Here is a 26,984-nt window from a genome sequence, read left to right as displayed (position 1 = left end):
CGTAGTCGACCTTGGAAACAGGGAACATTACGGTCGCCCCAGGAGTTCTACTTAGTGGCTCTGCTGGTCGTGATTGCACCTGATGGAAAACACGGACTTGACAGGGTCATAGTGGTGTTGCCCGTATGGTGATTCCACAGACCGCCGCTAGAAAGGTTTTCTGTGACCCCGTCTTCCGCGAAGAAGGAACCCGCCGACCAGGCCGAATTGTCCCCTGAGGAGAAGAAGGCGGCGACGAGCGCCAAGCGCGCCGCCACGCGCGCAGCCAACAAGGCTGTCAAAGACGCAGCCTTGGCCGAAGGTGACGGCACCGCATCGGCAGTCGCCAAGCCTGAACCCAAGAAGCGCGGGCCCAAGCCCGGCGCCAAAGCCGCGGCACAGGCCGCAGGCAAAGCCGCAAACGGTGACGACGACGCCGACGACGATGTCGAGGTTGACCTCGACGATGCCGTCGTTGAAGCCGTAGAGATCGGTGAAGACGGCGAGGAGATCCCGGGCAAGGCCGCCACAGCCGCCACCGGCTCCGGATTTGTCTACTCCGATGCCGACGACGACGACGCCCCCGTGCAGCAGGTCATGTCCGCCGGTGCCACCGCAGACCCCGTCAAGGACTACCTGAAGCAGATCGGCAAGGTCGCCCTGCTGAACGCCGAGCAGGAAGTCGACCTCGCCCTGCGCATCGAGGCCGGACTCTTTGCCGAGGAAAAGATCGCGGCCGACGACGGGTCCATGGAGCCAAAGCTCAAGCGTGAGCTTGAATTCGTCATCCACGACGGCAAGCGTGCCAAGAACCACCTGCTGGAGGCCAACCTCCGCCTCGTGGTCTCGCTGGCCAAGCGCTACACGGGCCGCGGCATGCTCTTCCTGGACCTCATCCAGGAAGGCAACCTGGGCCTGATCCGTGCTGTAGAGAAGTTCGACTACACCAAGGGCTTCAAGTTCTCCACGTACGCCACCTGGTGGATCCGCCAGGCGATCACCCGCGCCATGGCCGACCAGGCCCGCACCATCCGCATCCCGGTGCACATGGTGGAAGTCATCAACAAGCTCGCCCGCGTGCAGCGCCAGATGCTGCAGGACCTCGGACGCGAACCCACCCCGGAAGAGCTGGCCCTCGAACTGGACATGACGCCCGAAAAGGTCGTCGAGGTCCAGAAGTACGGCCGCGAGCCGATCTCCCTGCACACCCCGCTGGGCGAAGACGGCGACTCGGAATTCGGTGACCTCATCGAGGACTCCGAGGCCGTGGTCCCGGCCGACGCCGTGAGCTTCACCCTGCTGCAGGAGCAGCTGCACTCGGTGCTGGACACCCTCTCCGAGCGCGAGGCCGGCGTGGTCGCCATGCGCTTCGGCCTGACCGACGGACAGCCGAAGACCTTAGACGAAATTGGCAAAGTCTACGGCGTCACGCGTGAGCGGATCCGCCAGATCGAATCCAAGACCATGTCCAAGCTGCGGCACCCGTCGCGGTCCCAGGTCCTCCGGGACTACCTGGACTAGTCACGAACCAAACAACGCGGGGTCACGTCCCGCCCATCCTCTTCGGAGGATTGGGCCGGAAGTGACCCCGCGTTTTCGTTAAGAGCGGGATAGCACCGCTTGGAGCCGGGTTAAAGCGGAAAGGGCCCTTCCAAAACGGAAGGACCCTTTCTCAATTGGTCTAGTCGACCGGAACCGGCGGCTTCTCGTGAAGACGAGCCGTCTCGTCGTGCCAGTCGGAGCTGAGCGGCCTGAGCGTCGGTTCTACAGCACGGGCGTGGTGGCCGCAGAAAAGAAGCTCACCCCCGGAGGCGCCGAGAACAACCCGGACATACGCCTGTGCTCCGCAGCGATCGCACCGGTCGACGGTGCTGAGTGTGCGGTCCGCAACTGCTGTTGTCATGTTCGGCCTCCTTGGTAGATCGGTATACCTATATAACCAGCATTCGCAGCGAAACCATGGCTGGGATGGCCCACTTTCGCTGTACGCGTATCACGTCTCGGTAACGGCTTCCCGCGCGCGGAGCCGCCGTGGGGAGTGGCAGCACGCCGGACGGCGGCACTCCGACTACCCTAGGAAGAGCGCCAAACAGCTTTGCCCGTCCCCATGACGACGGTCCCGTTCCTGAAGGAGTCTCCGCCCCGTGGCACCCAGTTCTGATTACACCGCCCGGCATCTCTCCGTACTGGAAGGCCTCGAAGCGGTCCGCAAGCGCCCGGGCATGTACATCGGTTCCACCGACTCCCGCGGTCTTATGCACTGCCTCTGGGAAATTATCGACAACTCCGTGGACGAGGCCCTAGCCGGTTTCGGCCACGACATCAAAATCATCCTCCACGCGGACAACTCGGTGGAGATCCACGACGACGGCCGCGGCGTCCCGGTGGACATCGAACCAAAAACCGGGCTGAGCGGCGTCGAGGTCGTCTTCACCAAACTCCACGCCGGCGGCAAGTTCGGCGGCGGCTCCTACACCGCCTCGGGCGGCCTGCACGGCGTCGGAGCCTCGGTCGTGAACGCCCTGTCAGCCCGTCTCGACGTCGACGTCGACCGCGGCGGCAAGACCTACCGGATGTGTTTCCGCCGGGGCGAGCCCGGCCGCTTCAAGGACAGCGGTACCAGGCCGGACCCGGCCGCCGTGTTCGAGCCGTTCATCGACGGTTCCGTCCTCGACATCGTGGGCAAGGCCAAGCGCGGCGTCACCGGCACCCGGATCCGCTACTGGGCGGACCGCCAGATCTTCACACCGGACGCGAAGTTCTCCTACGACGAACTCGCCGCCCGCGCCAGGCAGACCTCCTTCCTGGTCCCCGGCCTCAAACTCACCGTCCGGGACGAGCGCAGGCTCCCCGGCACCCCGGGCGAGTCCGGCCCGCACGAGGAAGTGTTCCACCACGACGGCGGCATCTCCGAGTTCGTCGAGTTCCTCGCCGCCGACCCCGCAGTCACGGACATCTGGCGGCTCCACGGCGCCGGCAAGTTCAAGGAAACCGTGCCGGTCCTGGATGAGAAGGGCCACAGCCACCTCAAGGAGCTCGAGCGGGACTGCGAGGTCGACGTCGCGCTCCGCTGGGGCATCGGCTACGACAGCACCGTACGCACCTTCGTTAACATCATCTCCACGCCCAAGGGCGGAACGCACCAGTCCGGCTTCGAGCAGGCGCTCCTGAAGACCTTCCGCAAAGCGGTCGAAACCAATGCCCGCAAGCTCAAGGCCGGCAACGACAAAATCGAAAAGGACGACATCTTCGCCGGGCTCACCGCCGTCCTCACCGTCAGGCTTGCCGAGCCGCAGTTCGAGGGCCAGACCAAGGAAATCCTGGGCACCTCCGCCGTCCGGGCCATCGTGGCCAAGGTGGTGGAACAGGAAATCAACGCCAAGCTGACCTCATCCAACCGCAACGACAAAGCCCAGTCGGCGCTGCTGCTGGAAAAGGTCGTCAGCGAGATGAAGTCGCGCATCTCCGCCCGCGTCCACAAGGAAACCCAGCGCCGCAAGAACGCCCTCGAGACGTCCTCCATGCCCACCAAGCTCGCGGACTGCCGCACGGACGACGTCGCGCGCTCCGAACTGTTCATCGTGGAAGGCGACTCCGCGCTGGGCACCGCCAAGCTCGCGCGCTCCTCCGATTTCCAGGCGCTGCTGCCCATCCGCGGCAAGATCCTCAATGTCCAGAAGGCCTCGGTGGGCGACATGCTCTCCAACGCCGAATGCGCGGCCCTCATCCAGGTGGTCGGCGCAGGTTCCGGCCGGAGCTTCGACATCAGCGCCGCCCGGTACGGCAAGGTCATCCTGATGACCGACGCCGACGTCGACGGCGCTCACATCCGCACGCTCCTGCTGACGCTGTTCTTCCGCTACATGCGCCCAATGATCGAGGAGGGCCGCGTGTTCGCTGCCGTCCCGCCGCTGCACCGGGTGGAGGTCATCAACGCCGGCCAGAAGGCCAACGAGATGATCTACACCTACGCGGAGGCCGAACTGCACGTCCTGCTGGCCAGGCTTGCCAAGGAAGGCAAGCGGTATAAGGAACCGATCCAGCGCTACAAGGGCCTGGGCGAGATGGACGCGGAGCAGCTGGCCGAGACCACCATGGACCCCCGGCACCGCACCCTGCGCAAGGTCGGCATCGACAACGCCAAGCAGGCCGAGGAGACCTTTGATCTGCTGATGGGCTCCGACGTCGCGCCCCGCAAGGACTTCATCATCGCCGGCGCCGCGAGCCTGGACCGGGAGCGCATCGACGCCTGACACCAGGCGCCAGCCGGAGACAGCCGGCGGGCCCGGCGTCTGCGCTGGGCTGCCCACGGCGGACATTCGCGGCACCCCCAGTCGGCACCCCCGCGGAGGGACTCAGCCGCCGAGCAGGCCGGGGACGATCAGCAGGGCCGTCGGGACCGCCAGCAGCAGCAGGCAGGCCGCCACCACCGCGGCGCGGACGGGCTCCGGCAGGGGAGGCTGCGGGGAGAGCAAGCGGCTGACGCGGGACGCCGTCGTCCGGGCCGAACCGGAGCCGCCGGTGGCACCGGGCTGGCCGGGCTCGACGTCGGACAGTTCCGGTCCGCCGAAGGCCATCCGGGCGTCCGGGGCGCCAGGCGATCCGCTGGCCACAATCGCGATCGCCTTGATCAGGGTGGCCTTGCTCGCGGTCCTTAGCGCGACATCGTCGGCGAGCATCTCGATCAGCGAGCTGACCGCTTCCTGGGCCAGCCGCGTGGTGGGCAGCCAGGGAAGGGCCTGCCGCCAGGCTGCAAAGGCCCAGAGCAGCAGATGGTGGCGCTGGTCCAGGTGGGCGTTTTCATGGTTCAGGACAGCGCGGAGCTCTGCGGGTTCCAGTGCCGCCATCAGCCCGTCCGAGAGAACTGTGACCGAACGCGCGCCTCCGGGCAGGCAGTACGCGACGGGGGAGTCGACGTTGATAACCATGGTCCGGGGCCCGTCCGCGGAGGGGGAGGCCAGCAGCGCCAGCAGTTCCCGGTGCCGCCGCCGCTGTCGCTGGATCTTGTAGTAGGTCAGCAGCAGCGTGAACACCAGATGGGCAGTGAGCAGCGCCGCGGCCGAGAGGGCGAAGATATGCCAGAAGCCCAGTTCCGTGGTGGGGGCATTGTTGAACACCATCCCGGCCAGGGCCTCCAGGCCGGCCAGCAGGTTGTCGCCGACCGGTTCCAGGCCGTAGACCAGCATGGCGCCGATCATGGACAGCCCGCCGGCCAGGGCGATCGCCTGCCAGAGCAGCATGGCCGTGAACGGCGAACGCGCCGGCCACTGGGCGCGGGAAAGCAGGATAGGCACCGGCCAGGCCAGCACTACCGCCAGGACCGCCAGAAACCATGAGGTCCAGAACATCGGGTGCTAGCTGAGTCCCAGCAGCTTACGCAGCGTTTCTGCCTCGGTATCGGTGACGGAGCCAATGAAGCGTGCCAGCACGGCCTCCCGGTCCGGCGCGGATCCCAGGACCTCGTGCATCAATTCAGCGGTGTGGTCCTCACGGCTGGAAACTGCCTGGTAGCGGTGCGGGCGGGTGCCGCGTTCGCGCTCCACCAGGCCCTTGCGCTCGAGGCGCGAGAGTACGGTCAGGACCGTCGTGACGGCCAGGTCCTTGCCCTCATGCCCCGCGGCGCCGTTTTCCGCGCGGGTGCTCTGCGCCAGCAGATCCCGCAGCGTGTTCGCCGTTGCAGCCTCATGGCCTGCCCAGAGCAGGTCCATCACTGCCCGTTCCAGTTCACCGAGACTTGCCATTCCGTACGTCCTTCTTGAGTGCCGCTTCGGCCAATCGATTCGGCCGGGCGGTAAGTGGATACTTCAGTCCTAAATTTACCGTGTTTTGCGGATAGTTTCTACATGAAGTAGAACTACGCCGCCCGGGCGTGTCGCGCCCCGCCCCCGGGCCGTTTCCTTCAGCCGGCGGGGGAGGCCTGGCTGAAGGCGGCGCTGGGGCCGGGAAGGGGTCTGCGCCGACCGGCGGCGCCTCCATTGCGGGCCGCGGCGCCCCGTGGGACTCTGGTGTGCGGGCAACCATCAAAGTGTTCTACACTCTGTAGAAGAAGATTTCTACGTGACGTAGAAGTTGCTCGCCGAGCAAAGTTAGGGACTGCCTTGGACGCCTTGGAAATCGCACGCTGGCAATTCGGAATCACCACCGTCTACCACTTCATGATGGTGCCGCTCACCATTGGCCTGGGCCTGGTCGTCGCCGTGATCCAGACCATGTGGCACCGCACCGGCAATCCGGAGTACCTCCGGATGACCAAGTTCTGGGGCAAGCTCTTCCTGATCAACTTCATCATGGGCGTCGCCACCGGCATTGTGCAGGAGTTCCAGTTTGGCATGGCATGGAGTGAGTACAGCCGCTTCGTGGGCGACGTGTTCGGGGCTCCGCTGGCCATGGAAGCCCTGCTGGCGTTCTTCGTGGAATCGACGTTCCTTGGCCTCTGGATCTTCGGCTGGAAGCAGCTCAAACCCGCCGTCCACCTGGCCTGCCTCTGGATCGCCGTGATCGGCTCGGTCTTCTCCGCCTACTTCATCATCGTGGCGAACAGCTGGATGCAGCACCCGGTCGGCGTCGAGATGATCGACGGCCGTCCCGTGATGACCGACGCCTGGGCGGTCTTCACCAACAACACCGCCCTCGTTGCCGTCCCGCACACCATCTTCGGCGCCCTCGCCGTCGCCGGCGCCTTCCTGCTGGGCATCGCCTGGTACCACCTGTGGCGCCGCCGCCACGACGGGATCGACACGATCGGGGCGGACGGCAAGGTGGTTCCCGGCGAGTCCGCAATCCCCGGCCGGGACCGCACCGACCACGCCGTCTGGATCCGCTCCCTGCGGATCGGCGCCGTCGTCGCCATGATCTCCTTCGCCGGGACCGCCTTCACCGGCGACCTGCAAGGCAAGCTCATGTTCGAGCAGCAGCCCATGAAAATGGCGGCCGCCGAAGCGGCCTGCCACGACGGCACCGGCTTCTCCATCCTGAGCATCGGCAACCTTGGCTCCAAGAACTGCGACGACATCGTCGCCGTGATCGAGGTCCCCGGCATCCTGTCCTTCCTTGCCAAGGGGGACTTCACCACCGAGGTCCAGGGCGTGAACAGCCTGCTGGACCAGTACAAGGCCGACTACGGCACCCACATGCCGGACAACCCCATCTACGGGGAACGGGCCGGCCAGGAGATCCAGTACGTCCCGGTCATGGAGGTCACCTACTGGGGCTTCCGGATGATGATCGGCTTCGGCATCCTGGCGGCGGCCGCCGCGCCGGTCGCGCTCTGGCTCACCCGCAAGGGGACCGTCCCCGCCTCCCGCGGCCTGATGCGGCTGGCCGTGTTCGGAATCCTGGCGCCGTTCGGGGCCAACGCGGCCGGCTGGATCTTCACCGAGATGGGCCGGCAGCCGTTCGTCGTCGCCCCCAACCCGGACCCCAGCGGAATCGACCAGGTGTTTATGTTCACCGCCGCGGCCGTCTCGCCCGGAGTCTCTGCCGGCGAGCTGCTGACCTCCCTCATCGTGCTCACCGCCGTGTACGCAGTGCTGCTGGTGGTCGAGGTCAAGCTGCTGGTCAAGTACATCCGCGGCGGCGTGGCGGGCGCCATGCCGGAACTCGCGCACGTCCCCGTCGACGAGAACGAGGACGCCACCCCCAAGGACGGTGGCCCCGGCAAGCCTGGGGACGACGTCCTGGCCTTCGCCTACTAAAGCCTTCGCTCCCACAAGAAACGCAGAGGATACTCAGCATGGAACTGCTTCCCACCATCTGGTTCATCGCCATCGCGGTGCTGTGGACGGGCTATCTCTTTCTCGAGGGCTTCGACCTCGGCGTCGGAATGCTGATGAAGGGCTTCGCGCGGAACAACACCGAACGCCGCGTGCTGCTCAACACGATCGGCCCGGTCTGGGACGGCAACGAGGTCTGGCTCCTGACCGCCGCCGGCGCCACGTTCGCGGCCTTCCCGCTCTGGTACGCCTCCCTGTTCTCCGCGCTCTACCTGCCGCTGCTGCTGGTCCTGGTGGCCCTCATCTTCCGCGCCGTGGCCTTCGAGTACCGGGGCAAGGTGGATAACCCGCGGTGGCGTGCCCGCTGGGACTGGGCCATCTCCCTGGGCTCCCTCGTGGCGGCCTTCGGTATCGGAGCCGCCCTGGGGCTCACCACCACCGGACTTCCGCTGAACGCCAACGGCGACCGCGAAGGCGGGCCCTTCGCCTGGTTCAGCGCCTACGCAGTTCTCGGCGGCCTCGCCGTCGTCGGATTCTCGCTCCTGCACGGCCTTGCCTTCCTGGCGCTGAAGACCGACGGCGACGTCCGGCACCGCTCACGCCAGTGGTTCGTCCGGCTCCTGCCTGTCCTCCTGCTGCCGATGGCGGGCTGGGCGGTCAGCCTGCAGCTGCTCAGCGGCGAGGCGTGGACAGTGCTGGCGGTCGTCGCCGCCGTCGTGGCCGCCGTCCTGGCGTGGAACTTTGCCCGCACGGGTGCCGAAGGCCGGGCGTTCCTGTCCCTGGGCACGTTCCTGCTGCTGGGCAGCGCCTCGATCTTCGGTGCCGCGTTCCCCGTTGTGCTGCCGTCCACGCTGAATCCGGACTTCAACCTGACTATCTCCAATGCCTCCTCCTCGGACTACACCCTGGGGCTGATGAGCATCGTCGCGTGCATCGGGCTGCCGCTGGTCCTCGCGTACCAGGCCTGGACGTACTGGGTCTTCCGGCGCCGGGTGAGCAGCGCGCACATTCCCGAGGCCCACAGTTTCCTCCCCGCCATTGCCGCCAGGGCGCTGGCACCAAAGGACTAACAACTTATGAGACCGCAGCTCCCCTCCGGCCCCGCCAACCGCGCCGCCCTCTACCTGCTGGGCCTGCTTGCTGCCCTGAAGGCACTGTCCCTCGTCCTGATGGGGCAGGCCGTAGCCTCCATGCTTGCCGGGCTGATGGCAGGCGATCCCGGCTGGGGTGACCAGCTGTACTGGGGGGTCGCCGGAGTGGTGTTGCGGTCCCTGACCGTCTGGGCCCAGGCCGTTGCCTCGCGCCGGGCCGCGCTGGGCGTGAAGGAGGAGCTGCGCTCGCAACTGCTCGAGCGTACGCTGCGCAACGGCACCCGGGCCGCCGGCCCCTCCGACGGCGGGCTCGCCATTCTCGCCACCCGGGGACTGGACGCCCTCGACAACTACTACACCCAGTTCCTGCCCGCCCTGGTGAACTGCGCGGCGATCCCGCTGCTGCTGGGCGCCCGCATCCTGTTTGCCGACTGGATCAGCGCCGCCGTGATCGTGCTGACCGTGCCGCTGGTGCCGCTCTTTATGGTCCTGATCGGCCGCTACACCGAAGACCGCGTCCGGGAGGCCCAGTCGACCCTGGCCCGGCTGTCCAGTCACATGTTGGAGCTCGCCAAGGGCCTGCCCGTCCTCGTGGGCCTGGGCCGCGCCACCGCCCAGCGCAAGGCCCTCGAGGACCTCTCCGAGGAATACCGCCACCGGACCATGGGCACCCTGCGGACCGCCTTCCTCTCCGCCCTCGCACTGGAACTCATCGCCACCATCTCCGTCGCAGTCGTCGCCGTCTTCATCGGTGTCCGCCTCGTGCACGGGGACATGGCCCTCGAGGCGGGGCTGCTGGCCCTGATCCTCGCCCCCGACTGCTACCTCCCGCTCCGCGAACTGGGCACCGCACACCACGCCAGCGATGAAGGCCGTGCCGCGCTCGCCGAAACCACCACCGTCCTGGAAGCGCCCGAGCCCGCTCCGCTGCGGCCCGCTGCCGCCTCCTCCGCTTCCGACGCCGGATCCGGTGTCCCCGCGGGCCCGCCCGCCCTCAGCGTGGCCGGACTGACGGTCCGCTACGGCGGCAGGGCGGATGCCGCCGTCGGGCCTCTGAGCTTCACCGCCTCCGCGGGACGGATCACCGCCCTCGACGGCCCCAGCGGCGCCGGCAAGAGCACAGTCCTGGGCGTGCTGGCGGGCACCATCGGAACCGGCGGCGACGCTGACCGGCCCGACCGGCAAACAACGGTCACCGGACGGCTCGAAGGGTTTACGACGGCGGACATCGCCTGGGTGCCGCAGCATCCCGTGATGGTCGCCCCGACCGTGCTGGACGAAGTCCGGCTGTATCTGGGAGCTGCGGCGGCCGACGCGGCATCCGGCGCCGGACCTGGTTCCCTGTCCGGCATTGGCGACGCCACGGCCCTGCGCTGCCTGTCAGCCTGCGCCGCGGAGCACCTCGCCGCGAAGCATCCCGCCGAACTCAGCCCGGGGGAGCTGCGCCGCGCCGCACTGGCGCGCGGCCTCGCCCGGATCGAGGCGGGCGCCACCTTGTTGCTGCTCGATGAACCCACCGCCCACCTGGACCGGGAATCGGCCACCGCGGTCAGCGGCGCCATCACCGCGCTCCGCGGAAAGGTCACCGTGCTGCTGGTGGCCCACGACCGGCAGACCCGGGAACTCGCCGACAACCTTGTGGCAGTGGCACCCGGCGCCACGATCGAGTCTGCGGCCGCCACTGCCACTGCCACTGCCGCTGCCGGCGTGCCCGGCGTCGAAGCCCCGCACTTTGAGGTCCGCCGGGCCGACGCCGGACCGGCCGAGCCCGGTCAGCCCGGATTCCGGCCGGCCGGGAACACCGGCATGCCGCACGACGGGGCCGCCGGAAGCACCGAGAGCGCTTCCACGGCCGCCCAGCTCCGCCGGCTGCTCGCCCCGGTCGGGGCCAAGTTCGCCGCGGCCGGCGTTGTCGGCACCCTGGCGGCCCTCTTCGCCGTCGCCCTCGCCGGGCTCTCCGGCTGGCTGATCATCCGCGCCAGCGAGCAGCCGCCCATCCTGTACCTGCTCACGGCGATCGTGGGCGTCCGGTTCTTCGGCATCGGCCGGGCATGCCTGCGCTACCTCGAACGGCTCCTGCTGCATGACGCCGTCTTCGCCGCCTTGACCCGGCTCCGTGGCAGGCTCTGGGAGTCGCTGAGCCGCCGCGCCCTCTCGCTGCGCCGGCTGCTGCAGGGCGGCAACGTCCTGGGCACCGTGGTGGACGACGTCGACACGGTCCGGGAGCTGCTGCCCCGCGTGGTCCTGCCGCCGCTGACCGCCGTCGCCGTCGGAGCCGCGGCCGTCGCCGGCATCGCCCTGCTGCTGCCGGCCGCGCTTCCCGCCGTCGTCGCGGCCGCCCTGGTGAGCCTCGCGGCAGCTCCGGCCCTCGCGTTGGCCGCGGACCGGATGTCCGCCAGGAACGAGCAGCGGCTGCGCTCCGGCGTCCTCCGCCAGGTCGCGGCGGCCCTCGACGCCCGCGCCGAACTCCACGCCAACAGCGTCGCGGCGCCGGTGCTCGCCGCCATCACGCGGGCCGACCGCTCGGCAACCGCAGCCTCCCAACGCTCGGCATGGGCAGAAGGGCTTGGCCAGGGCCTGACGGTGCTGGCCTGCGGCACTGCCGCCCTGGCCAGCGCGGTGCTGGCGGCCCCCTTGGCCCTTAGCGGTGCGGTCGAAGCGTCGACGGTCGCCGTCGTGGTCCTGCTCCAACTCGCGCTGGTGGAGCCCTACGCGGCCATCACGACGGCGGTCCGCCAGTACCCGGCGCTGCGTGCCGTGCTCCGGCGGGTCGGCGAAGCCGGCGTCCTCGACGGCGCCGACGCCGACGCGTCCGGTGGGCTGGTCCCCGTGGCCGGCAGGCCTGGCGGCCACGCCGGGATCGAGCTCCGGGACCTTGCGGCCGCGTGGCCGGGCGGCCCGCCGGTCTTCACCGGCGTCACCGCCACCGCCGAACCCGGCCGCTGGCTCGCCGTCACCGGGGGCTCGGGGTCCGGAAAATCCACGCTGCTCGCCGTCGTCCTGGGCTTCCTCCCGGCCGCCGGCGGTCAGGTCCTGCTCAGCGGGCGTGCGGCCTGGTGCCCGCAGGAGGCGCACCTCTTCGACTCGACCATCCGCGGCAACCTGCTGCTGGGCCTTCCGGAAGGCCAGCGCGGGGGAGCAACGGAGCAGCAATTGCAGGATGCCCTGGCCGCTGTTGGCCTCGCGCCGCTGATCGGGCGGCTGGAGCACGGCGTGGACACCCGGATCGGACCGGGAGGGGCCTTCCTCAGCGGAGGCGAACGGCAGCGCCTTGCCGTGGCCCGCACGCTCCTGACCGGGGCGGACGTGATCCTGCTGGACGAACCCACCGCCCACCTGGATGCGGAGTCCGGCCGGGCGATGCTGGCCGAACTCCGGAACGGGCTGCGGGACCGCACCGTGGTCCTCGTGACGCATAACCCGGACGACATCTCCCCGGATGACAGCCGCCTCGACCTGGACAGTGCGGCCGCACCGGCCACCGGGCCAACACCGGAGTCAACGCCTTTGCTGGCGCGGGGGTAGGCCGGACGTTAGCCTGTTGGCATGAACGGACACCCCGACGCAGGGCCGCAAACCAGCCTGGACCCACGCCTGCACTGGCGGCCCGCCGGGACCGCAGACCTGGACGGCTGGGCGGAGCTGATTGCCCGGACGGCCGCCGTCGAACAGCCCGTCTGGTTCGAGCGCCGCGCCGATCTGGAACAGGTCCTCGATTCCCGGAAGAACCCGGCCGACGCGAACACCATCCTCGGCTTCGACCCGGACGGGGTGGCCCGGGCCTACGGCCGGATCACTAAGAACCCGGACGGCGATAAGGTCATCGGGTACGGCTGCGTCGATCCCGCCTGGCAAGGGAAAGGGATCGGCACCGGACTGCTGGGCTGGATGGAGGCGAGGACCCGCCAGCGTTTCGCCGACGACGCCGTGCCGGATTCCACGCCGAGGCTGCGGCTCCATAGCGAGCAGCAGCATACGCATCAGGCCGCCCTGTTCGAGGACGCCGGTTACCGGATTGTCCGCTACTACAACGAGATGCACCGGCCCCTCAACGACGGCCTTCCCGATGCCGTGCTGGACGAGGGACTGGAACTCGTAGGCTTCGGCCCCGAACTGCACGAGCCCGTCCGGCTGGCGCATAACGACGCGTTCCGGGACCACTGGGGAAGCGAGCCCCGCGATGAGGAGGGCTGGGGCTTCGTGGTGAACGATCCGCTGGCCCGGCCGGATCTGAGCGCCGTCGCATTGGAGCGGTCCACCGGGAAAGTGGCCGGCTACCAGCTCGCCAGCCACGACGAGGTGGGGGCCGTGTCCCGCGGCTACAAAGAGGGCTACACGGACCTGCTGGGCGTGCGGCGTGAGTTCCGCGGCCGCGGGGTGGCGCAGGCCCTGCTCGCCGATGCGATGCGCCGCTTCGCCGCGGCGGGCATGGACAAGGCCTCGCTCGACGTCGACTCGGAAAACCCCACCGGGGCCCTGGCCCTCTACGCCAAGATGGGCTACGTCGCCGTCAACACCAGCATGGCGTGGGACAAGGAGCTGTAGCTACCCATCCACGCGCTATCCATCCACATCGTGGAGATGATGGACGACGTCGTGCAGGAAGTACTGCGAGAACGTCAGGACGGTGAACTCCGAGCCGTTGCTGCGGGTGCCTTTGCGTCCCCACTGATCTTCCGGGACGCGGCCGAAGGAAGCAGCAATCTGTTCGCCCTCGGCGGTGAGCTCGGTGCTGACCTCGGCCGGGTCGGCGTTGGCATAATCGTTCTCGACCGCAGAGAGGTCCTGGTCCCAATCCGCGAACCGGGCGTCATCCTCGGTCAGCATCAGGCCGAGCCGGTGGTCGAACAGGGTGAAGACGTCGCGCACGTGGCAGGCGTATTCGAGGACGGACCAGGTGTTCTCGTCGGGCCGTTCCGCTACGTCGGGGCGCCGCAGGGCCACACGCCAGCGGGGAAGCATACTCTCCACGATTCCCGGCGCCGTCGCGGGCGTCGCCGCCGAGGCATCGAAACCGCATTCGGGGCAGGGCCGCTGCAGGACCCAGGTCCAATCCTTGATATCCGGGATGATAGGCATGCGAGCAGTCTAGGGGCATTTCTCCCGGAGCCGAGGCGCCCAAGCGATTCCTGTCCGGCCCGCATAAGGGGTGCCGGGGCACGTGACTGAGCCCCGCGTCGGCCATTCACCACGAATGGCCGCATTGGCAGGCCATATAGCGGCCATTCGTGGTGAATCGGTGAGCTCTAGCGGCCGCTCGTGGTGATTGAGTGAGCGGCGGGCGCGACGAGCCCCCCCCGGACACCGCAACGTGCCACCCGCAGCCCCACCCCCCCAGCGGGCCTAGGCTTCCGCCCCGGGCTCCTGCGGCCACGACATGCTCGGGCCAATCGCGTCGACGGCCTGGGAGAGCGGAATGCCGGACCCATCGCGGCGGCCGTGTTCCCCGGGAAGGGAGCGGGCCACACCGGCCAGGGAGGATGCTTTGGCGGGGCCGTGGCCGGCCCACGCGAGGAGCAGGGTGTCCTCGCCCTTGAGGAAACGGTGTGCCCGGACCCCGGCGGTGGCGCGGCCCTTGGCAGGGTACTCGGACAGTGCGGTCACCTTGGCTGCCCCCGGGGCCGTGCCGGGCAGCGCCCCGTCCGTGCCGGCGATGGTGACGACGACGGCGTCGCTGTCGGCCGGGCTGGCCGTGCCGAAGAACATGACCCGGTCCCCGGCGGCCAGCTTGATGCCGGCCATGCCGCCGGCGGTCCGGCCCTGCGGCCGGACAGCGGAGGCGGGGAAGCGCAGGAGCTGCGACTGCCGCGTCACAAAGACGAGGTCGACGTCGTCGGACCCCGCGGGGGAAACACCCACCACGGTGTCCTTGTCCTTGAGGGCGATGACTTCCCAGTCCTCGCGGTTCAGCGGGTAGTCGGGCTGGACCCGCTTGACCACGCCCTGCGCGGTACCGATCGCCAGCACCTCATCCAGGGGCGCGAACGCCACGAGGGATTCGCCCTTGAGCAGCGTGATGAAGTCCTTGGCCGGCACCCCGCCGGCCAGGTTCGGCGTGCCGGAGGTCGGCGGCAGCACCGGCATGTCCATCACCTGGAGGCGGAGCATGCGCCCCTGCGAGGTGACGGCTGCGAGCTCGCCGCGCGCCGACGTTTTGACCACGGAGGTGAACACATCGTGCCGGGTCCGCGGGCCAGCCTCGGCGAGGCTGTCCTGGTTGGCGGTGCGTGCGATCTGGCCGGACGCGGTCAGGATCGCCCAGCAGGGATCGTCCGCGATCTCCAGCGCCAGCGGAGCGGCCTTGCCCTTGGCTCCCGGAGCGGCGGCCAGGGCGGCGACCGTGGGGGAGACGGCCTCGGATTCGAGCAGGACGGTGCGGCGCGGGGTGCCGTATTTCTCGGCGATTTCGGCCAGCTCGGCGGACACCAGGGCGCGGAGCCGCTCGCTGGAGCCGAGGATGGCTTCCAGCTCGGCGATCTCGCGGCGCAGCTCGTCCTGTTCCTTCTCGAGTTCGATCCGGGAGTACTTGGTCAGCTGCCGGAGCCGGAGCTCCAGGATGTAGTTGGCCTGGATCTCGGAAAGGTCGTAGATGGACATCAGCCGGGTCCGGGCCGCGGCCGCCTCGTCCGAGGACCGGATGATCTGGATGACCTCGTCGATGTCCACGATCGCGATCAGGAGGCCCTCCACCAGGTGCAGGCGGTCCTTCTTCTTGCCGAGGCGGAAGGCGGTGCGGCGGCGGACGACGTTGATGCGGTGCTCAACGTAGACGGAGAGCAGCTGCAGCAGCCCGAGCGTCTGCGGCTGCCCGTCCACGAGGGTGACGTTGTTGATGCCGAAGGAATCCTCCATCGGCGAGTAGCGGTACAGCTGCTGGAGCACGGCGTTGGGGTTGAAGCCGTTCTTCAGCTCGATGACCAGGCGGAGGCCGTGCTTGCGGTCCGTGAGGTCCACGATGTCGCTGATGCCGGTGAGTTTCTTGCCGTTGACGGCGTCCTTGATCTTCTCGATCACCTTCTCCGGGCCCACCATGTACGGCAGTTCCGTGACCACCAGACCGGTGCGGCGGGCCGAGAGCTGCTCGACCTCCACCTTGGCCCGGGTCTTGAACGAGCCGCGGCCCGTGGCGTAGGCGTCGCGGATGCCGTCCAGGCCTACGATCCGGCCGCCCGTGGGCAGGTCCGGGCCGGGGACGAACTTCATGATGTCCTCGAGCGTGGCGTCCGGGTGCTCGATCAGGTGCCGGGCGGCGGCAATCACTTCCACCAGGTTGTGCGGTGCCATGTTCGTGGCCATGCCGACGGCGATGCCGGTGGCGCCGTTGACCAGCAGGTTCGGGAACGCGGCCGGCAGCACGTCCGGCTGGGTCAGCTGGTTGTCGTAGTTGGGGACGAAGTCGACGACGTCCTCGTCGAGGTGGTCCGTCAGGGTCAGTGCGGCGGCCGCCAGCCGGGCCTCGGTGTACCGCGGGGCCGCCGGGCCGTCGTCGAGCGAGCCGAAGTTGCCGTGACCGTCGATGAGCGGCAGCCGCAGCGAGAAGTCCTGCGCCATGCGCACCATCGCGTCGTAGATCGCCGTGTCACCGTGCGGGTGCAGCTTGCCCATGACCTCGCCCACCACGCGGGCGCTCTTGACGTGGCCGCGGTCCGGGCGGAGGCCCATCTCGCTCATCATGTACAGAATGCGCCGCTGCACCGGCTTCAGTCCGTCGCGGGCATCCGGAAGGGCACGCGAGTAGATCACCGAATAGGCGTACTCGAGGAACGATCCTTCCATCTCCGATGTGACGTCGATGTCGACGATATTCTCTACGAAATCGGTGCTGGCTTCCCCTGCCGGGGGCGTGGTTTGGCGGCGGGCCATGAGGCTGGTGGGTCCTTCTGAGGGGTGCTGAACGTGTGCTGCAAAAGATTATGACTAGGCTAAGCCTATGGTGGATCAGCCCGCGGACGGCGTATATCCGGAATATTGGGAAGCCGATGTTGTCCTGCGCGACGGCGGGACCGCCCATCTGCGCCCGATCCACCCCGCTGATGCGGACGCCGTCCAGGCCTTCCACGGAGGGCAGTCGCAGAAGTCCATCTACATGCGGTTCTTCGCGTTCAAGTCCAAACTCTCCGCCAAGGAACTCAAACGGTTCACCGAGGTGGACTACAAGGACCGTGTGGCCCTGGTGATCACCATCGGCGGCGAAATCATGGGCATCGGCCGGTATGACCGGCTCGATGACCCCGAAGAAGCCGAAGTCGCGTTCAACATCGCCGACGCGCACCAGGGCCGCGGCATCGGGTCCATCCTGCTCGAACACCTCGCCGCCGCCGCCCGGGAGAACGGGATCCGCAAGTTCAGTGCCGAGGTGCTCCCGGAAAACCGGAAGATGCTGATGGTGTTCTCCGACGCCGGATACGACGTCAAACGCCACTTCGACGACGGTGTGGTCAGCCTCGAATTCAACATCGACCCCACGGACAAGTCCCGCGCCGTGATGGAGTCCCGCGAACACCGCGCCGAGGCCCGCAGCATCCAGGAACTGCTCGCCCCGTCCTCCGTGGCGGTGATCGGGGCCAGCCGCAAATGGGGCACCGTGGGCTACCAGCTGCTGGAGCACATCATCGAGGGCCGCTTCACCGGGCCCGTCTACGCGATCAACCCCGAGGCGTTCGAGCTCGCCGGCATGCTCTCCTTCGCCCGGCTCTCCGAGGTGCCGGGCCCCGTCAATCTCGCCATCATCGCCGTCCCCTACGCCGAGGTCCCGAAAGTCGTGGAGGAATGCGGCGCCGCGGGGGTCAAGGGGATCGTGGTGGCCACGGCAGGCTACGCGGACGACGGCGAACGCGGCCTCGCCCGGCAGCGCGAACTCGTCAGGCAGGCCCGCGCCAACGGCATGCGCGTGATCGGCCCCGCGTCACTGGGCATCATGAACACCAACCCTGCCGTGTCCCTCAACGCCTCGATGGCCCCCTCGCTGGGCCGCCGCGGCGGCCTGGGCTTGTTCAGCCAGTCGGCAGCGATCGGCGTCTCCCTCTACGCCGCCTCCAGCCGGCGCCGCGTCGGGATCTCCACGTTCCTCTCGGCCGGCAACCGCGCCGACGTCTCCGGCAACGACATGATGCAGTTCTGGGAGGACGACGCCGACACGACCGCGGTCGGGCTGTACCTGGAATCGATCGGCAATCCGCGCAAGTTTTCCCGGCTGGCCCGCCGCCTGGCCCGGACCAAACCGGTCATCGTGGCCAAGTCCGACGCGATGGGCCTCGGGCTGCCTCCCGGCCACGCCGTCCGCACCACGCTGGCCCCGCCGGACGCCCTGGACGCGATGATGCGCCAGGCCGGAGTGATCCGCGTCGAGACCATCGAACAGCTTATGGACGTCGCCCAAATCGTTTCCAGCCAGCCCCTCCCGCAGGGCCCGGGAGTCGCCGTGTTCAGCAACTCCCGCGCGCTCGGCAAGGTTGTCGCGGACAGTGCGACGGCGCAGGGTCTCGGGGTGGAGCGGATCGTCACCGACGTCGACCTCGACGCCGGGATGTCCGTGGCGCTGCCCGCGCTGCGGCATAGCCTGCAGGAAGTCCTCACCGCCGACTCCGTCCACGCGGTGGTAGTGGCGCTGCTGCCGGCCCACGGCCTCACTGTGGAAAAGATCGCCGGAGTGCTTGCCGAATGTTCGGTGGCGGCCGGTAAACCCGTGGTGGCGGCATTCAGCGGGCTGCTGGACCCGTCCATCTATGTGGAGGGAATGGTGGGGGACCAGGCGGGCTCAACGGTGGTTCCCTGCTACTCCAACCCCGGGGCGGCAGTGGCCGCGTTGGGTTCCGTGGTCCGCTATGCCCAGTGGCTGGGCCGGGACCAGGGCCTGTTCGTGGAACCCGAGGGCTGCGACCCGGACGGTACGCACGATGAGCTGGAACGGCTGCTGGACAAAGTGGGCGGCGAGCATCTGGTCCGGCTGGACGCAGAGACGGCCGCGGGCCTGCTGGCCCGCTACGGCATCAGGGTGGTCCCGTCCGTCGGCTTTGAAACCGCCGATGAGGCCGTCGCCGCCGCGGACCGGCTCGGCTGGCCCGTGGCGTTGAAGACCACCGACCCAGCGCTCCGTCACCGGCTGGACCTGGGCGGGGTGCGCCTGGACATCCAGGACGCGGACTCGCTGCGGCGGAATGTGCTGGAAATGCGCAAGTCGCTGGAACGTTACGGCTCGCCGTCGCTGGAAGTGCAGACCATGGCGCCGGTGGGGCAGGCCTGCACCTTCCGCGCCATCGAGGATCCGTTGCTGGGCCCGGTGGTGTCGTTCGGCCTGGCCGGTGACGCCGTCAACCTGCTTGACGACTGGGCCCACCGGGTGCCGCCGCTCTCCGGCTCCGACCTGCATGACTTCATCCGGGCGCCCCGGGCCTCGCGGAAACTCTTCGGCTACCAGGGCCTGCCGGCCGTGGATGCCAGGGCGTTGGAGGACCTCGCCGCCAGGCTGACAAGGCTCAAGGACAACCATCCGGAGATTGCCCTCGTCGACTTCAACCCCGTGCTCGCCGGGCCGGAGGGTGCAGCCATCCTGTCCGCCGACGTCCGGATCGCGAACGCCGCCCAACGCACCGACAGTGCCCGCCGCGCCATGCGCAGCTGACAGCCTTGGGACAACTTTAAGCACGCGGCGGGGAAGTGCCGGGGTGAGGCGGGGCGCCGCCTGGCCGGCGAGGGTTAGCATGTCCCCAGCCGATCTGTGAAAATGGAGACCATGAGCTTTCAGTCTCCGACACCCAAGCCCCAGGCGACCATCTCCGGACGCCCGGGCGCGCACCACCACGGCCTGCATGACCACAGTGCGCAGGGTCAAAGCCTGGAGGGGGCGCTCCAGCAGGCCGGTTTCTACCCCCGGCTGGTGGCCGACGTCGTCGCCGACGCACTTGACGGGCGCGACTGCGTGGCCCACCTCGTGCATCTGGAGACGCACTTCGACCGCGCCGAGGTCCGCCGCCACATCACCGTCCTGGTCCTGACCGAGGACATGCTGGTGATCACCCACGTGGACGACCAGCAGCTCGACGAGGCGGGGGAGCAGACGGTGGCGCAGGTCTCCACTGAATCCGTGCCCGTGACGCAGATCGGCTCCGTGGTGCTCAGCTACGTGTACGCCCAGCCCCAGGACTACAAACCGTCGGATCCAGTCCGCGAGCTGACCCTGTCCATCGCGTGGTCCGGCGGCCAGCGCCTCGACATGGGCCCGGCCAGCTGCGGTGACCCGCAGTGCGAGGCCGACCATGGCTACAGCGGCACCATCTCCCAGGAGGACATCGTGCTCCGGATCAGCGCCGAAGCCGACGGCCTGCAGGCCGTCCAGGACGCCAAGCTGTTCGCCCGTGCCCTGCGCGCCGTGAACACGGGATCCACCGCCCCGGTGCCCCACACCGGCCCCGGGCTCCCGCCCCGCCCGCGGATGGGTGTCTTCGGGAGCCGCGTCAGCCGCGGCCACCAGCGCTGAGATGACGCCGGTCCGCGTGCCTGAACCGTTGTGCTCCGCCCCGGCCCCCGTCCGGACTGCAGCCGGGAGCCTTCCCGCAGCCCCGGCCTTCGGCGACCGGTCCGTCGCCGAGGTGCTCACCAGCGCCGCGGCCAGCCTGGGTGTTCCCGGCTTCGAGAACCGCCTGAACCTGCCCGCCTCCCAACGCGTCTGCGTCATCCTCGCCGACGGGCTGGGCCGCAACCTGCTGAAGCAGAAATCGGCGCACACACCGTTCCTTCGCTCCGTCATGCAGGCCGGCCAGGGGCAGGTGCCCGTCTCCCTGGACTCCGCCTTCCCCTCCACCACCGCAGCCTCACTGGCCAGCTTCGGCACCGGACTCGCTGCCGGGCAGCACGGCATGGTGGGTTACGACGTGCTGGACCCGGACCAGGACCGGGTGGTCAACATGCTCGGCGGCTGGGACGCCGGCGTCGATCCCCAGGTGTGGCAGCCGTTCCCCACCGTGTTCGAACGTGCCGCGGCACACGTCGACGTCTTCACGGTCAGCCTCCCGCAGTTCAGCGACTCCGCCATGACCCGGGCCGCGCTCCGCGGGGGCCGCCATGTCACCGCCCTCACCTCCCACGCCAGGACCGCGGCCGCCGCGGAGGCGATGGCCGGTGCCGGCAGCTCCCTGATGTACTTCTACGTCAATGAACTGGACAAGGCCGGGCACCGCCACGGCTGCCAGTCCCCGCAGTGGGAGCACCAGCTCGAGGAACTCGACGCCACCGTGAAACGGCTCAGCGCCACCCTGCCGGCAGGCACCACCATCCTGCTCACGGCGGACCACGGCATGCTCGACGTGCCGGAATCCCAGCGGATCGACTATTCCGCCGACCCTGACCTCGTTGCAGGGGTCCGCCACACGGCCGGCGAACCGCGGATGGTCCACCTCTACTTGGAGGAGGGTGAAGGCGACGCCGGCCGCGCCCGCCTGATCGAGGCCTGGCGTGCCCGCTTCGGCGAGAGGATCTGGGCTTTCACCCGCGAGGAAGCCATCAACGCGGGGCTCTTCGGTGAAGTTCGGGCCGAGGCCGCCCCGCGGATCGGCGACGTGATGATCGCTGCCCGGGACCCGCTGGCGTTCTACGACACCCGGCGCGTCCGGCCCACAGCCCTCGAGGTGGTGGGCCAGCACGGTTCGTTGACGAAAGCCGAACGCGAAGTCCCGCTGCTCTGTTTCCAGGCGGACGGAAAAAGGGCCCCCGGCGCCTGACAGCGCATTCGCACTGCTAAGCATTTGCACTGCCAGCCCAGGGGACCCTGGGGTCCGCGGACTCAGCTAGTCGCCGCGGGCTCCGAAAACGATTTCGTCCCAGCTCGGAATGCTGGAGCGCTTCGGCTTCGCCGGCTGGCGCTCCGGTTGCTCCGCATCGCGGTCTTCGCGGGCAGGGGCCGGGGATTCACGCTGCTGGCGCCGCGAGGTTCCGCCGCCCAGCAGCTCGTCCAGCCCCGGGCTGGAGGTGGGTCCCTGCTGACCCACGGGCCGCAGCTGTGACGCCGCGATGGTGATCTCCCGGGTTTCGGTACTGACGCCGTCATGGAGCTTCAGGGCATCGTCCGGCCCGTCCTCATGACGCGGAGCCAGGGTGAGGCGGGACATGATCGAGGGCCGGCCGTCGCGTCGGCGCTCCCACGGATCAGAGACCGGACGGGGTTCCGTCCCGGCTGCCTGCACGTGCTCCGGCTTCGGGGCAGCGGCCCCGGACTCGTCTCCAGGAGACTCGCCGCTGTCCGTCGCGCCGTCGTCCTGATTGTCGCTGTCCTGCTCATTGCTGTCCGGGCCGGCCGGGACCTCTGCAAGGACCTCGGAGGGCCGCGGGTGGGCTGCGGGGACACCGTTGGTCAGCAGCTTGGCGAGGGCGTCGTCGGCGTCTTCGTCCACTCCGAGGCGCTGCCCGCGGCGGGAGCGCAGCATGTCCAACAGCCCGTCGGATTCCTGTTCCTGGTGCAACTGGAGCTGCTGGACCACCTGGAGCTGGGCGGTTGCGGTGCGCGCGGCAGCTTCCGCGTCGGTTTCAAAATCAAAGGGGCGGTCCGAGACGGCGGTGAGCCGGCGAGCCGGTACAGGACCGTCGAGGGGCTCCAGTTCGCTGAGCTGCTGCGCCCAGCGGTTCGCGTTCTGCAGGGATTTCCGGGCCGGGCTGAACGTCCACATGGCCGGCGGTTCCTCACCGATACCGGCGGGGCCGCCGGGCTTGGGTTCGAAGCGGGCCACCACGTTCCAGCTGCCATCGGGACGCCGCCAGGAGTCCCACTCGACGGTGGAGGCTTCAATGCCGTGCGCGCTGAGCCGGTGGGCCACCATGTCGCCGAGCGACGCCGGGTGGTCCCCGAACACCGATCGGTACACGTCATGGCCGGGGGCGGGGGCGGCGACTTCCACTTTGCGGGCCTGCTGGGCAACGTACTCGCGCTCTGCCAGTACCGGACCCTCGTAACGCTGGACTTTCGCGAGCGGAATGCCGGAGAGTTCCGCCACCTCTGCGGCCGTCGATCCGCTGCGGATCCGCGCCTGGATATCGCGCGGAGACATGGCAATAGGGGTAGCCGCCGCGACGGACGCGGCTTTGGCCGTCGTCCGGCTGGCTGCCACCCGAAGTGCTTCATCGATTGGCAGCTGGAACATCTCGCCGCCGGTGCCGCTCAACAGGAGATGCTCCCCGTCGTCGTGGACGCCTACAAGCCGTAGATCCTGCATACAAATCCTCCACCCTGGCATTACTAACAATCGAAACTCTGCCACCGAAGCGGGCCAATTCGGGTGAGGACGGAGGGCGCGCCGTAATTTTCCGCGAATTTACGCTATTTTTGGACCCCTTCGCAGTTCCCCGGGTCTCCCGGTCCCGGAAGCGGCGGCGGGGGCCCGCCGTCACAGACCATCGGACTCTGGCGTTCACTGGAGGCTTAAGCAAAAATGACCCGACATCGGGCACAAAAACCGCGTGGCCGGCGTTGACACCGGAGAACCGCTACCGGGGGTCCAGGGTTACATCCCGGAAGGACCGCCGGGCACGGCGACCCAACCGAACGACTGCGGAGTGTGAGCGACAAATAATGGCGACAGACTACGATGCGCCACGCAAGACCGAGGAGGACCTCAGCGAGGACTCCCTTGAGGCGCTGAAAGCGCGCCGCACGGAAAAGCCGTCCACAGTGGTCGATGAAGACGAATCGGACCTTGCCGAGGGCTACGAACTTCCCGGCGCGGACCTGTCCGGGGAGGAGCTGCTGGTTCTTGTCCTGCCGGCCCAGGCCGACGAATTCACCTGTGCGTCCTGCTTCCTGGTCCGGCACCGTTCGCAGATTGCCCGCGAGAAGGACGGACTCAAGTACTGCAAGGACTGCGAAGGCTAAAGCCTCTGCGAAGGCTAGGACTTCAGCGCGTCGATCAGCTGGTCCGGGTGGCGGGTGGACGTCAGCCAGTAGGGCGTGCGGTCTGAGGGGTCGGTGATCTCGATGCGGACCACCGGATCGATCCACCCGCGGATGCAGAGGAAGGCCAGGCCGTTGAGGCGGGTGCCGCGTTCTGCCGTCGCCTCCGCGCCCCGGAAGGCGGTCGCGGTGCCGACGAAGCGGCGTTCGATCGTGGCCCGGCCGACGCGCAGGGTGGAGCCGGTGACGGTGATGGCAGGGGTCGAGAGGACCAGCAGCACCGCGACGATGACGAACAGGACAACCGCCGCGGTGAGCCCGGCGCCCAGGCTGATGGGGGCGAACACCAGGATCCCGGCGCCCGACATTCCTGCCGACACCAGCCAGATCCAGACGTTCGGCCAGAGCTTCTCGTTGTACAGAACGGCGTCGCTGGGGGTGCTGTTGGGGGCAGGCACGGCTGCACTGGATTCGGGCATAGGCCCAGCTTTCCACTTTTTCCGGGCTATTTCACCTTGGCCCCTGTTGCAGCCGTGGCCGCCGCTTCCCACCGGCCGTGGCTAGGCTGATGTTCCCCGCTGGCGTTAGAGTGAGGGACTGTGACTGAAGAAACGACTGCCGTAGAGGCAGTGGCAGAATATGGGACCCCCACGCTGACGGTTCAACTGAAAATGCTCGACGACGGCCTGGAGCCGCCGTCGTATGCGCACCCTGGCGACGCCGGAGCCGACCTGCGCGCCCGCGAGGACGTGGTGCTGGAACCGGGGGAGCGCAGGCTGGTCCCCACGGGTGTATCCATTGCCCTCCCCGATGGTTTTGTGGCCCTGATCCACCCCCGCTCCGGGCTCGCCACGAAGCACGGACTGACCGTGGTGAACGCCCCCGGAACCGTCGACGCCGGCTACCGCGGAGAAATCGCCGTGACGCTGCTCAATACCGACCGCCGGCAGGCGATCGAACTCAAGCGCGGCGATAGAATTGCACAAATGGTTATTCAGCGCGTGGAGTACGCCCGGTTCCTGCCCGTCCAGGAGCTCAGCGACTCGGTTCGCGGCGGCGGAGGCTTCGGATCCACCGGCGGCTTCGGCGCGCCGGTCTGACCGGCAGCCGGCAAAACCCGCAGTATTTACGCAGGGACTGATGAGCAGGACCTATTTTCAGGACGTATCAGCCGGCCGGAGTTTCTGCAGGGGCACAGAATGAAACAGCAGCAGACGGCGGGCGCCACGCGGACGCGGGGCGGCGCGGCGGCACAGGATCACAACTAAGGAGACAACCCCATGGTTTTTGGGCGTGGCAGGAAAGCCAAGCAGGAACAGCTGACCGACCCCGGGGAAACCCAGGAGGCAGTTGCTGACGCTTCCGCCGATGACTCCGCCGCACCCGGCGCTGTTGCACCCGGCTCCGTTGCACCCGGCTCCGCCGGGATCACTTCCGCTGTTCCAGGCCGCGGGGCCACGGGTCCCTTCGACGTCTCGGAAATCGAGGACCAGGACGGCTATGTGGACCTCGGTGCACTGCTGATTGCCCCCGCGGAAGGCCTGCAGCTCCGGCTCGAGGTCGAAGAGGCCACCCAGCGTGTTGTGGCCGTCACCCTGGACCTGAACGGCTCAAGCCTCCAGCTCCAGGCTTTCGCGGCGCCCCGCTCCGAGGGCCTTTGGGACGAAATCCGCGAGCAGATCGGCCAGTCGGTCGGCAGCCAGGGCGGCCAGATCGAGGAAATCCCGGGCGGCTTCGGCACCGAACTGCTCGCCAAGCTGCCGGCCGGCGGCGCCGACGAGAGCCACGGCTACCGCGTTGCCCGCTTCATCGGCGTCGATGGCCCGCGCTGGTTCCTCCGCGGAGTATTCGGCGGCGAGGCCGCCGTGGACCGCGAGGCGGCCGCAGGGCTTGAGAGCCTGTTCCGGCAGATCGTGGTGGTCCGCGGTGAAAACCCGATGCCGCCGCGCGACCTGCTGCAGCTCCGCCTGCCGAAGGACAATGCCGCCCCCGCGCCGCAGTCCGCCCCGGACCTCGAGCGGCCCGAACGTGGACCGGAGATTACCCAGATTGGCTGATGCCCCCCGCCAGGATCCGGCCTCTTCCGTCTCCGTGAGGGGGTTGCCGGACCGCGGCCGCGTGGTGTGCCACGGCTACATCGAGTCGGTCACCTACGCGCCGGCAAGCCAGGTGGCTGCCTTCACCGCGGTCGTCGTCGACCACGACGCGCCCAGCATCAAGGCACCCGGCGCCAAAACACCCGGCGCCAAGGCTACCCGTGCCGCGGCGGGGTCCGCCGCCGGCGCTGCCGCACCCGCCGCGTCCGCGGCCGCCCCTGGTGCCCGGCGGCACCGGCCCTTCGGCCCCAAGGACCGGCTCCGCGTGGTCTGGCTTGGACGCCGCCGCATCCCCGGCGTCGAGGCCGGCACGGAACTCCGCCTCCGGGGCATGGTCACCGTGCGCGACGGCCTGCCCACCATGTTCAACCCCCGCTACGAAATACTTTCCCGCCAGGAGGAGCAATGACTTTGCCCGAGAAACCTGAGACAGCAGCCGGGCAGGGATCGGCCGGGAAAGATGCCGCTGACCAGCAAACGGCATACCAGCCAACGTCAGACCAGCCGAGGTCAGAGCAGCCAACAGCCGACCAGCCGACAGTGGCGCAGCTCGCCGAAGGCTACGCGGCCAAGGCCGGCCTGCACCGTTCCACCAACGGCAACATCGACGTACTCAAAAGCGCCGGCGGGATCCAGGGCATTGCGGAGAGCATCCTCCCCGGCCTGGTGTTCCTCGTCGCGTTCACGATCACACGTGAACTGACGCTGGCCTTGATCCTTGCGCTGGCCGTGGCTGCTGTTTTCACCCTCACGCGGCTGGTCCAGCGCAAACCGCTGACGCAGGCACTGGCGGGGATCGCCGGCGTCGGCCTCTCCGCGTGGCTTGCCAACAGCACGGGCAAGGCCGAGGACTTCTATGTCCTCGGGTTCTTCACGAACGCTGCCTACATCGTGGGCATGGCCATCTCGATTGCCGTCCGCTGGCCCTTTGCCGGCCTGATTTTCGGGTTCATCCGGAACGAGGGCCTGGACTGGCGGAAGAACCCTGCCAGGGTCAAGGCCTACCAGATCGGCACCTGGGTGATTATCGCGGTGCTGGCCCTCCGGCTGCTGGTTCAGGTCCCGCTGTACTTCATGGGCGACGCCGGTTTCGCCGCCCTCGCCACGACCCGGCTCCTGATGGGCGCACCGCTGTACATCCTGGGCATCTGGGTCGCCTGGCTGCTTACCCGCCCCGCCCCGGCCGACAAAACCAGTTGAGCTGGCAGTTGGAGTGGTTATCCGGGCGGAA

General features: G+C 68.6%; 21 protein-coding genes. 14 read left to right on the top strand and 7 right to left on the bottom strand.

All coding sequences use genetic code 11. The features are described 5' to 3' along the window. The first annotated feature begins 162 nt into the window (after positions 1-162). Positions 163-1,500, top strand: coding sequence for an RNA polymerase sigma factor (locus AC1DC5_RS12275; RefSeq protein WP_441406964.1), 1,338 nt, complete (start codon positions 163-165; stop codon positions 1,498-1,500). Positions 1,501-1,660: 160 nt separating this feature from the next. Here AC1DC5_RS12275 and AC1DC5_RS12270 read toward each other — a convergent pair whose 3' ends face one another. Next, positions 1,661-1,882 (bottom strand): DUF7455 domain-containing protein, encoded by a 222-nt coding sequence (locus tag AC1DC5_RS12270; RefSeq protein ID WP_441406963.1) that lies wholly within the window; start codon positions 1,880-1,882, stop codon positions 1,661-1,663. 241 nt (positions 1,883-2,123) lie between these two features. Here AC1DC5_RS12270 and AC1DC5_RS12265 point away from each other — a divergent pair, with 241 nt between their 5' ends. Further along, positions 2,124-4,232, top strand: a complete 2,109-nt coding sequence (locus AC1DC5_RS12265) for a DNA gyrase/topoisomerase IV subunit B (protein WP_476865329.1) — start codon at positions 2,124-2,126, stop codon at positions 4,230-4,232. Between the two features lie 102 nt (positions 4,233-4,334). Here the strand turns inward: AC1DC5_RS12265 and AC1DC5_RS12260 are convergent, their stop codons facing one another. Together AC1DC5_RS12260 and AC1DC5_RS12255 are read right to left on the bottom strand one after the other, a co-directional pair. Next, positions 4,335-5,327, bottom strand: a complete 993-nt coding sequence (locus tag AC1DC5_RS12260) for a M56 family metallopeptidase (RefSeq protein ID WP_476865328.1) — start codon at positions 5,325-5,327, stop codon at positions 4,335-4,337. Between the two features lie 6 nt (positions 5,328-5,333). After that, the gene (locus AC1DC5_RS12255) at positions 5,334-5,720 is read right to left on the bottom strand and encodes a BlaI/MecI/CopY family transcriptional regulator (protein ID WP_476865327.1); all 387 of its coding nucleotides are present in this window, start codon (positions 5,718-5,720) and stop codon (positions 5,334-5,336) included. A gap of 357 nt (positions 5,721-6,077) precedes the next feature. On the opposite strand from AC1DC5_RS12255, the gene AC1DC5_RS12250 reads away from it, so the two are divergent. Genes AC1DC5_RS12250 through AC1DC5_RS12235 form a run of 4 tightly spaced genes read left to right on the top strand, consistent with a single transcriptional unit; the run spans position 6,078 to position 13,327 of the window. Next, complete coding sequence (locus tag AC1DC5_RS12250; protein WP_476865326.1) at positions 6,078-7,673, top strand: cytochrome ubiquinol oxidase subunit I; 1,596 nt, start codon at positions 6,078-6,080, stop codon at positions 7,671-7,673. A 38-nt stretch (positions 7,674-7,711) separates the two neighbouring features. Continuing rightward, positions 7,712-8,761: a cytochrome d ubiquinol oxidase subunit II gene (gene cydB, locus AC1DC5_RS12245; protein ID WP_476865325.1), complete on the top strand. Its 1,050-nt coding sequence runs from the start codon at positions 7,712-7,714 to the stop codon at positions 8,759-8,761. Between the two features lie 6 nt (positions 8,762-8,767). Continuing rightward, on the top strand, positions 8,768-12,307 hold the full coding sequence (cydD, locus tag AC1DC5_RS12240; protein ID WP_476865324.1) for a thiol reductant ABC exporter subunit CydD: 3,540 nt from the start codon (positions 8,768-8,770) through the stop codon (positions 12,305-12,307). A gap of 21 nt (positions 12,308-12,328) precedes the next feature. Then, a complete protein-coding gene (locus AC1DC5_RS12235) occupies positions 12,329-13,327 on the top strand; it encodes a GNAT family N-acetyltransferase (RefSeq protein ID WP_476865323.1) in 999 nt (332 codons plus the stop codon). Positions 13,328-13,342: 15 nt separating this feature from the next. Here AC1DC5_RS12235 and AC1DC5_RS12230 read toward each other — a convergent pair whose 3' ends face one another. Together AC1DC5_RS12230 and AC1DC5_RS12225 are read right to left on the bottom strand one after the other, a co-directional pair. Then, entirely contained in the window at positions 13,343-13,861 is a 519-nt protein-coding gene (locus AC1DC5_RS12230; RefSeq protein WP_476865322.1) for a DinB family protein, read from the bottom strand. 264 nt (positions 13,862-14,125) lie between these two features. Then, positions 14,126-16,645 carry a DNA gyrase/topoisomerase IV subunit A gene (locus AC1DC5_RS12225; protein ID WP_476865321.1) on the bottom strand — a complete coding sequence of 840 codons (2,520 nt, stop codon included), beginning with the start codon at positions 16,643-16,645 and terminating at the stop codon, positions 14,126-14,128. Positions 16,646-16,712: 67 nt separating this feature from the next. On the opposite strand from AC1DC5_RS12225, the gene AC1DC5_RS12220 reads away from it, so the two are divergent. From AC1DC5_RS12220 to AC1DC5_RS12210, 3 genes are all read left to right on the top strand, one after another. Further along, on the top strand, positions 16,713-19,403 hold the full coding sequence (locus AC1DC5_RS12220; protein ID WP_476865320.1) for a bifunctional acetate--CoA ligase family protein/GNAT family N-acetyltransferase: 2,691 nt from the start codon (positions 16,713-16,715) through the stop codon (positions 19,401-19,403). A gap of 111 nt (positions 19,404-19,514) precedes the next feature. Then, positions 19,515-20,258: a DUF5998 family protein gene (locus tag AC1DC5_RS12215; protein ID WP_441406952.1), complete on the top strand. Its 744-nt coding sequence runs from the start codon at positions 19,515-19,517 to the stop codon at positions 20,256-20,258. Between the two features lie 16 nt (positions 20,259-20,274). Beyond that, positions 20,275-21,498, top strand: coding sequence for an alkaline phosphatase family protein (locus AC1DC5_RS12210; protein WP_476865319.1), 1,224 nt, complete (start codon positions 20,275-20,277; stop codon positions 21,496-21,498). A gap of 66 nt (positions 21,499-21,564) precedes the next feature. Here AC1DC5_RS12210 and sepH read toward each other — a convergent pair whose 3' ends face one another. Beyond that, complete coding sequence (gene sepH, locus AC1DC5_RS12205) at positions 21,565-22,983, bottom strand: septation protein SepH (protein ID WP_476865318.1); 1,419 nt, start codon at positions 22,981-22,983, stop codon at positions 21,565-21,567. Positions 22,984-23,339: 356 nt separating this feature from the next. Between sepH and AC1DC5_RS12200 the strand changes: the two genes are divergently transcribed. Further along, positions 23,340-23,639 carry a DUF4193 domain-containing protein gene (locus tag AC1DC5_RS12200; RefSeq protein ID WP_476865317.1) on the top strand — a complete coding sequence of 100 codons (300 nt, stop codon included), beginning with the start codon at positions 23,340-23,342 and terminating at the stop codon, positions 23,637-23,639. A 14-nt stretch (positions 23,640-23,653) separates the two neighbouring features. Here AC1DC5_RS12200 and AC1DC5_RS12195 read toward each other — a convergent pair whose 3' ends face one another. Next, positions 23,654-24,136, bottom strand: a complete 483-nt coding sequence (locus tag AC1DC5_RS12195; RefSeq protein ID WP_476865316.1) for a DUF3093 domain-containing protein — start codon at positions 24,134-24,136, stop codon at positions 23,654-23,656. Positions 24,137-24,256: 120 nt separating this feature from the next. Here AC1DC5_RS12195 and dut point away from each other — a divergent pair, with 120 nt between their 5' ends. The 4 genes from dut to AC1DC5_RS12175 all read left to right on the top strand — a co-directional run bounded on the left by dut (position 24,257) and on the right by AC1DC5_RS12175 (position 26,953). Beyond that, on the top strand, positions 24,257-24,757 hold the full coding sequence (gene dut, locus AC1DC5_RS12190) for a dUTP diphosphatase (protein WP_476865315.1): 501 nt from the start codon (positions 24,257-24,259) through the stop codon (positions 24,755-24,757). A gap of 180 nt (positions 24,758-24,937) precedes the next feature. Further along, positions 24,938-25,714, top strand: coding sequence for a DUF3710 domain-containing protein (locus AC1DC5_RS12185; protein ID WP_476865314.1), 777 nt, complete (start codon positions 24,938-24,940; stop codon positions 25,712-25,714). After that, positions 25,707-26,162 (top strand): single stranded DNA-binding domain-containing protein, encoded by a 456-nt coding sequence (locus AC1DC5_RS12180; protein WP_476865313.1) that lies wholly within the window; start codon positions 25,707-25,709, stop codon positions 26,160-26,162. The genes AC1DC5_RS12185 and AC1DC5_RS12180 overlap by 8 nt, the downstream gene beginning before the upstream one ends. Further along, positions 26,159-26,953 (top strand): DUF3159 domain-containing protein, encoded by a 795-nt coding sequence (locus tag AC1DC5_RS12175; protein WP_476865312.1) that lies wholly within the window; start codon positions 26,159-26,161, stop codon positions 26,951-26,953. Before AC1DC5_RS12180 ends, AC1DC5_RS12175 begins: the two co-directional genes overlap by 4 nt. Positions 26,954-26,984: the final 31 nt, after the last annotated feature.

The sequence above is a fragment of the Arthrobacter sp. 10L424 genome (assembly GCF_056395325.1).
Note: the sequence above shows the minus strand (reverse complement) of the source record. Positions and strands in the feature narration are given on the sequence as shown.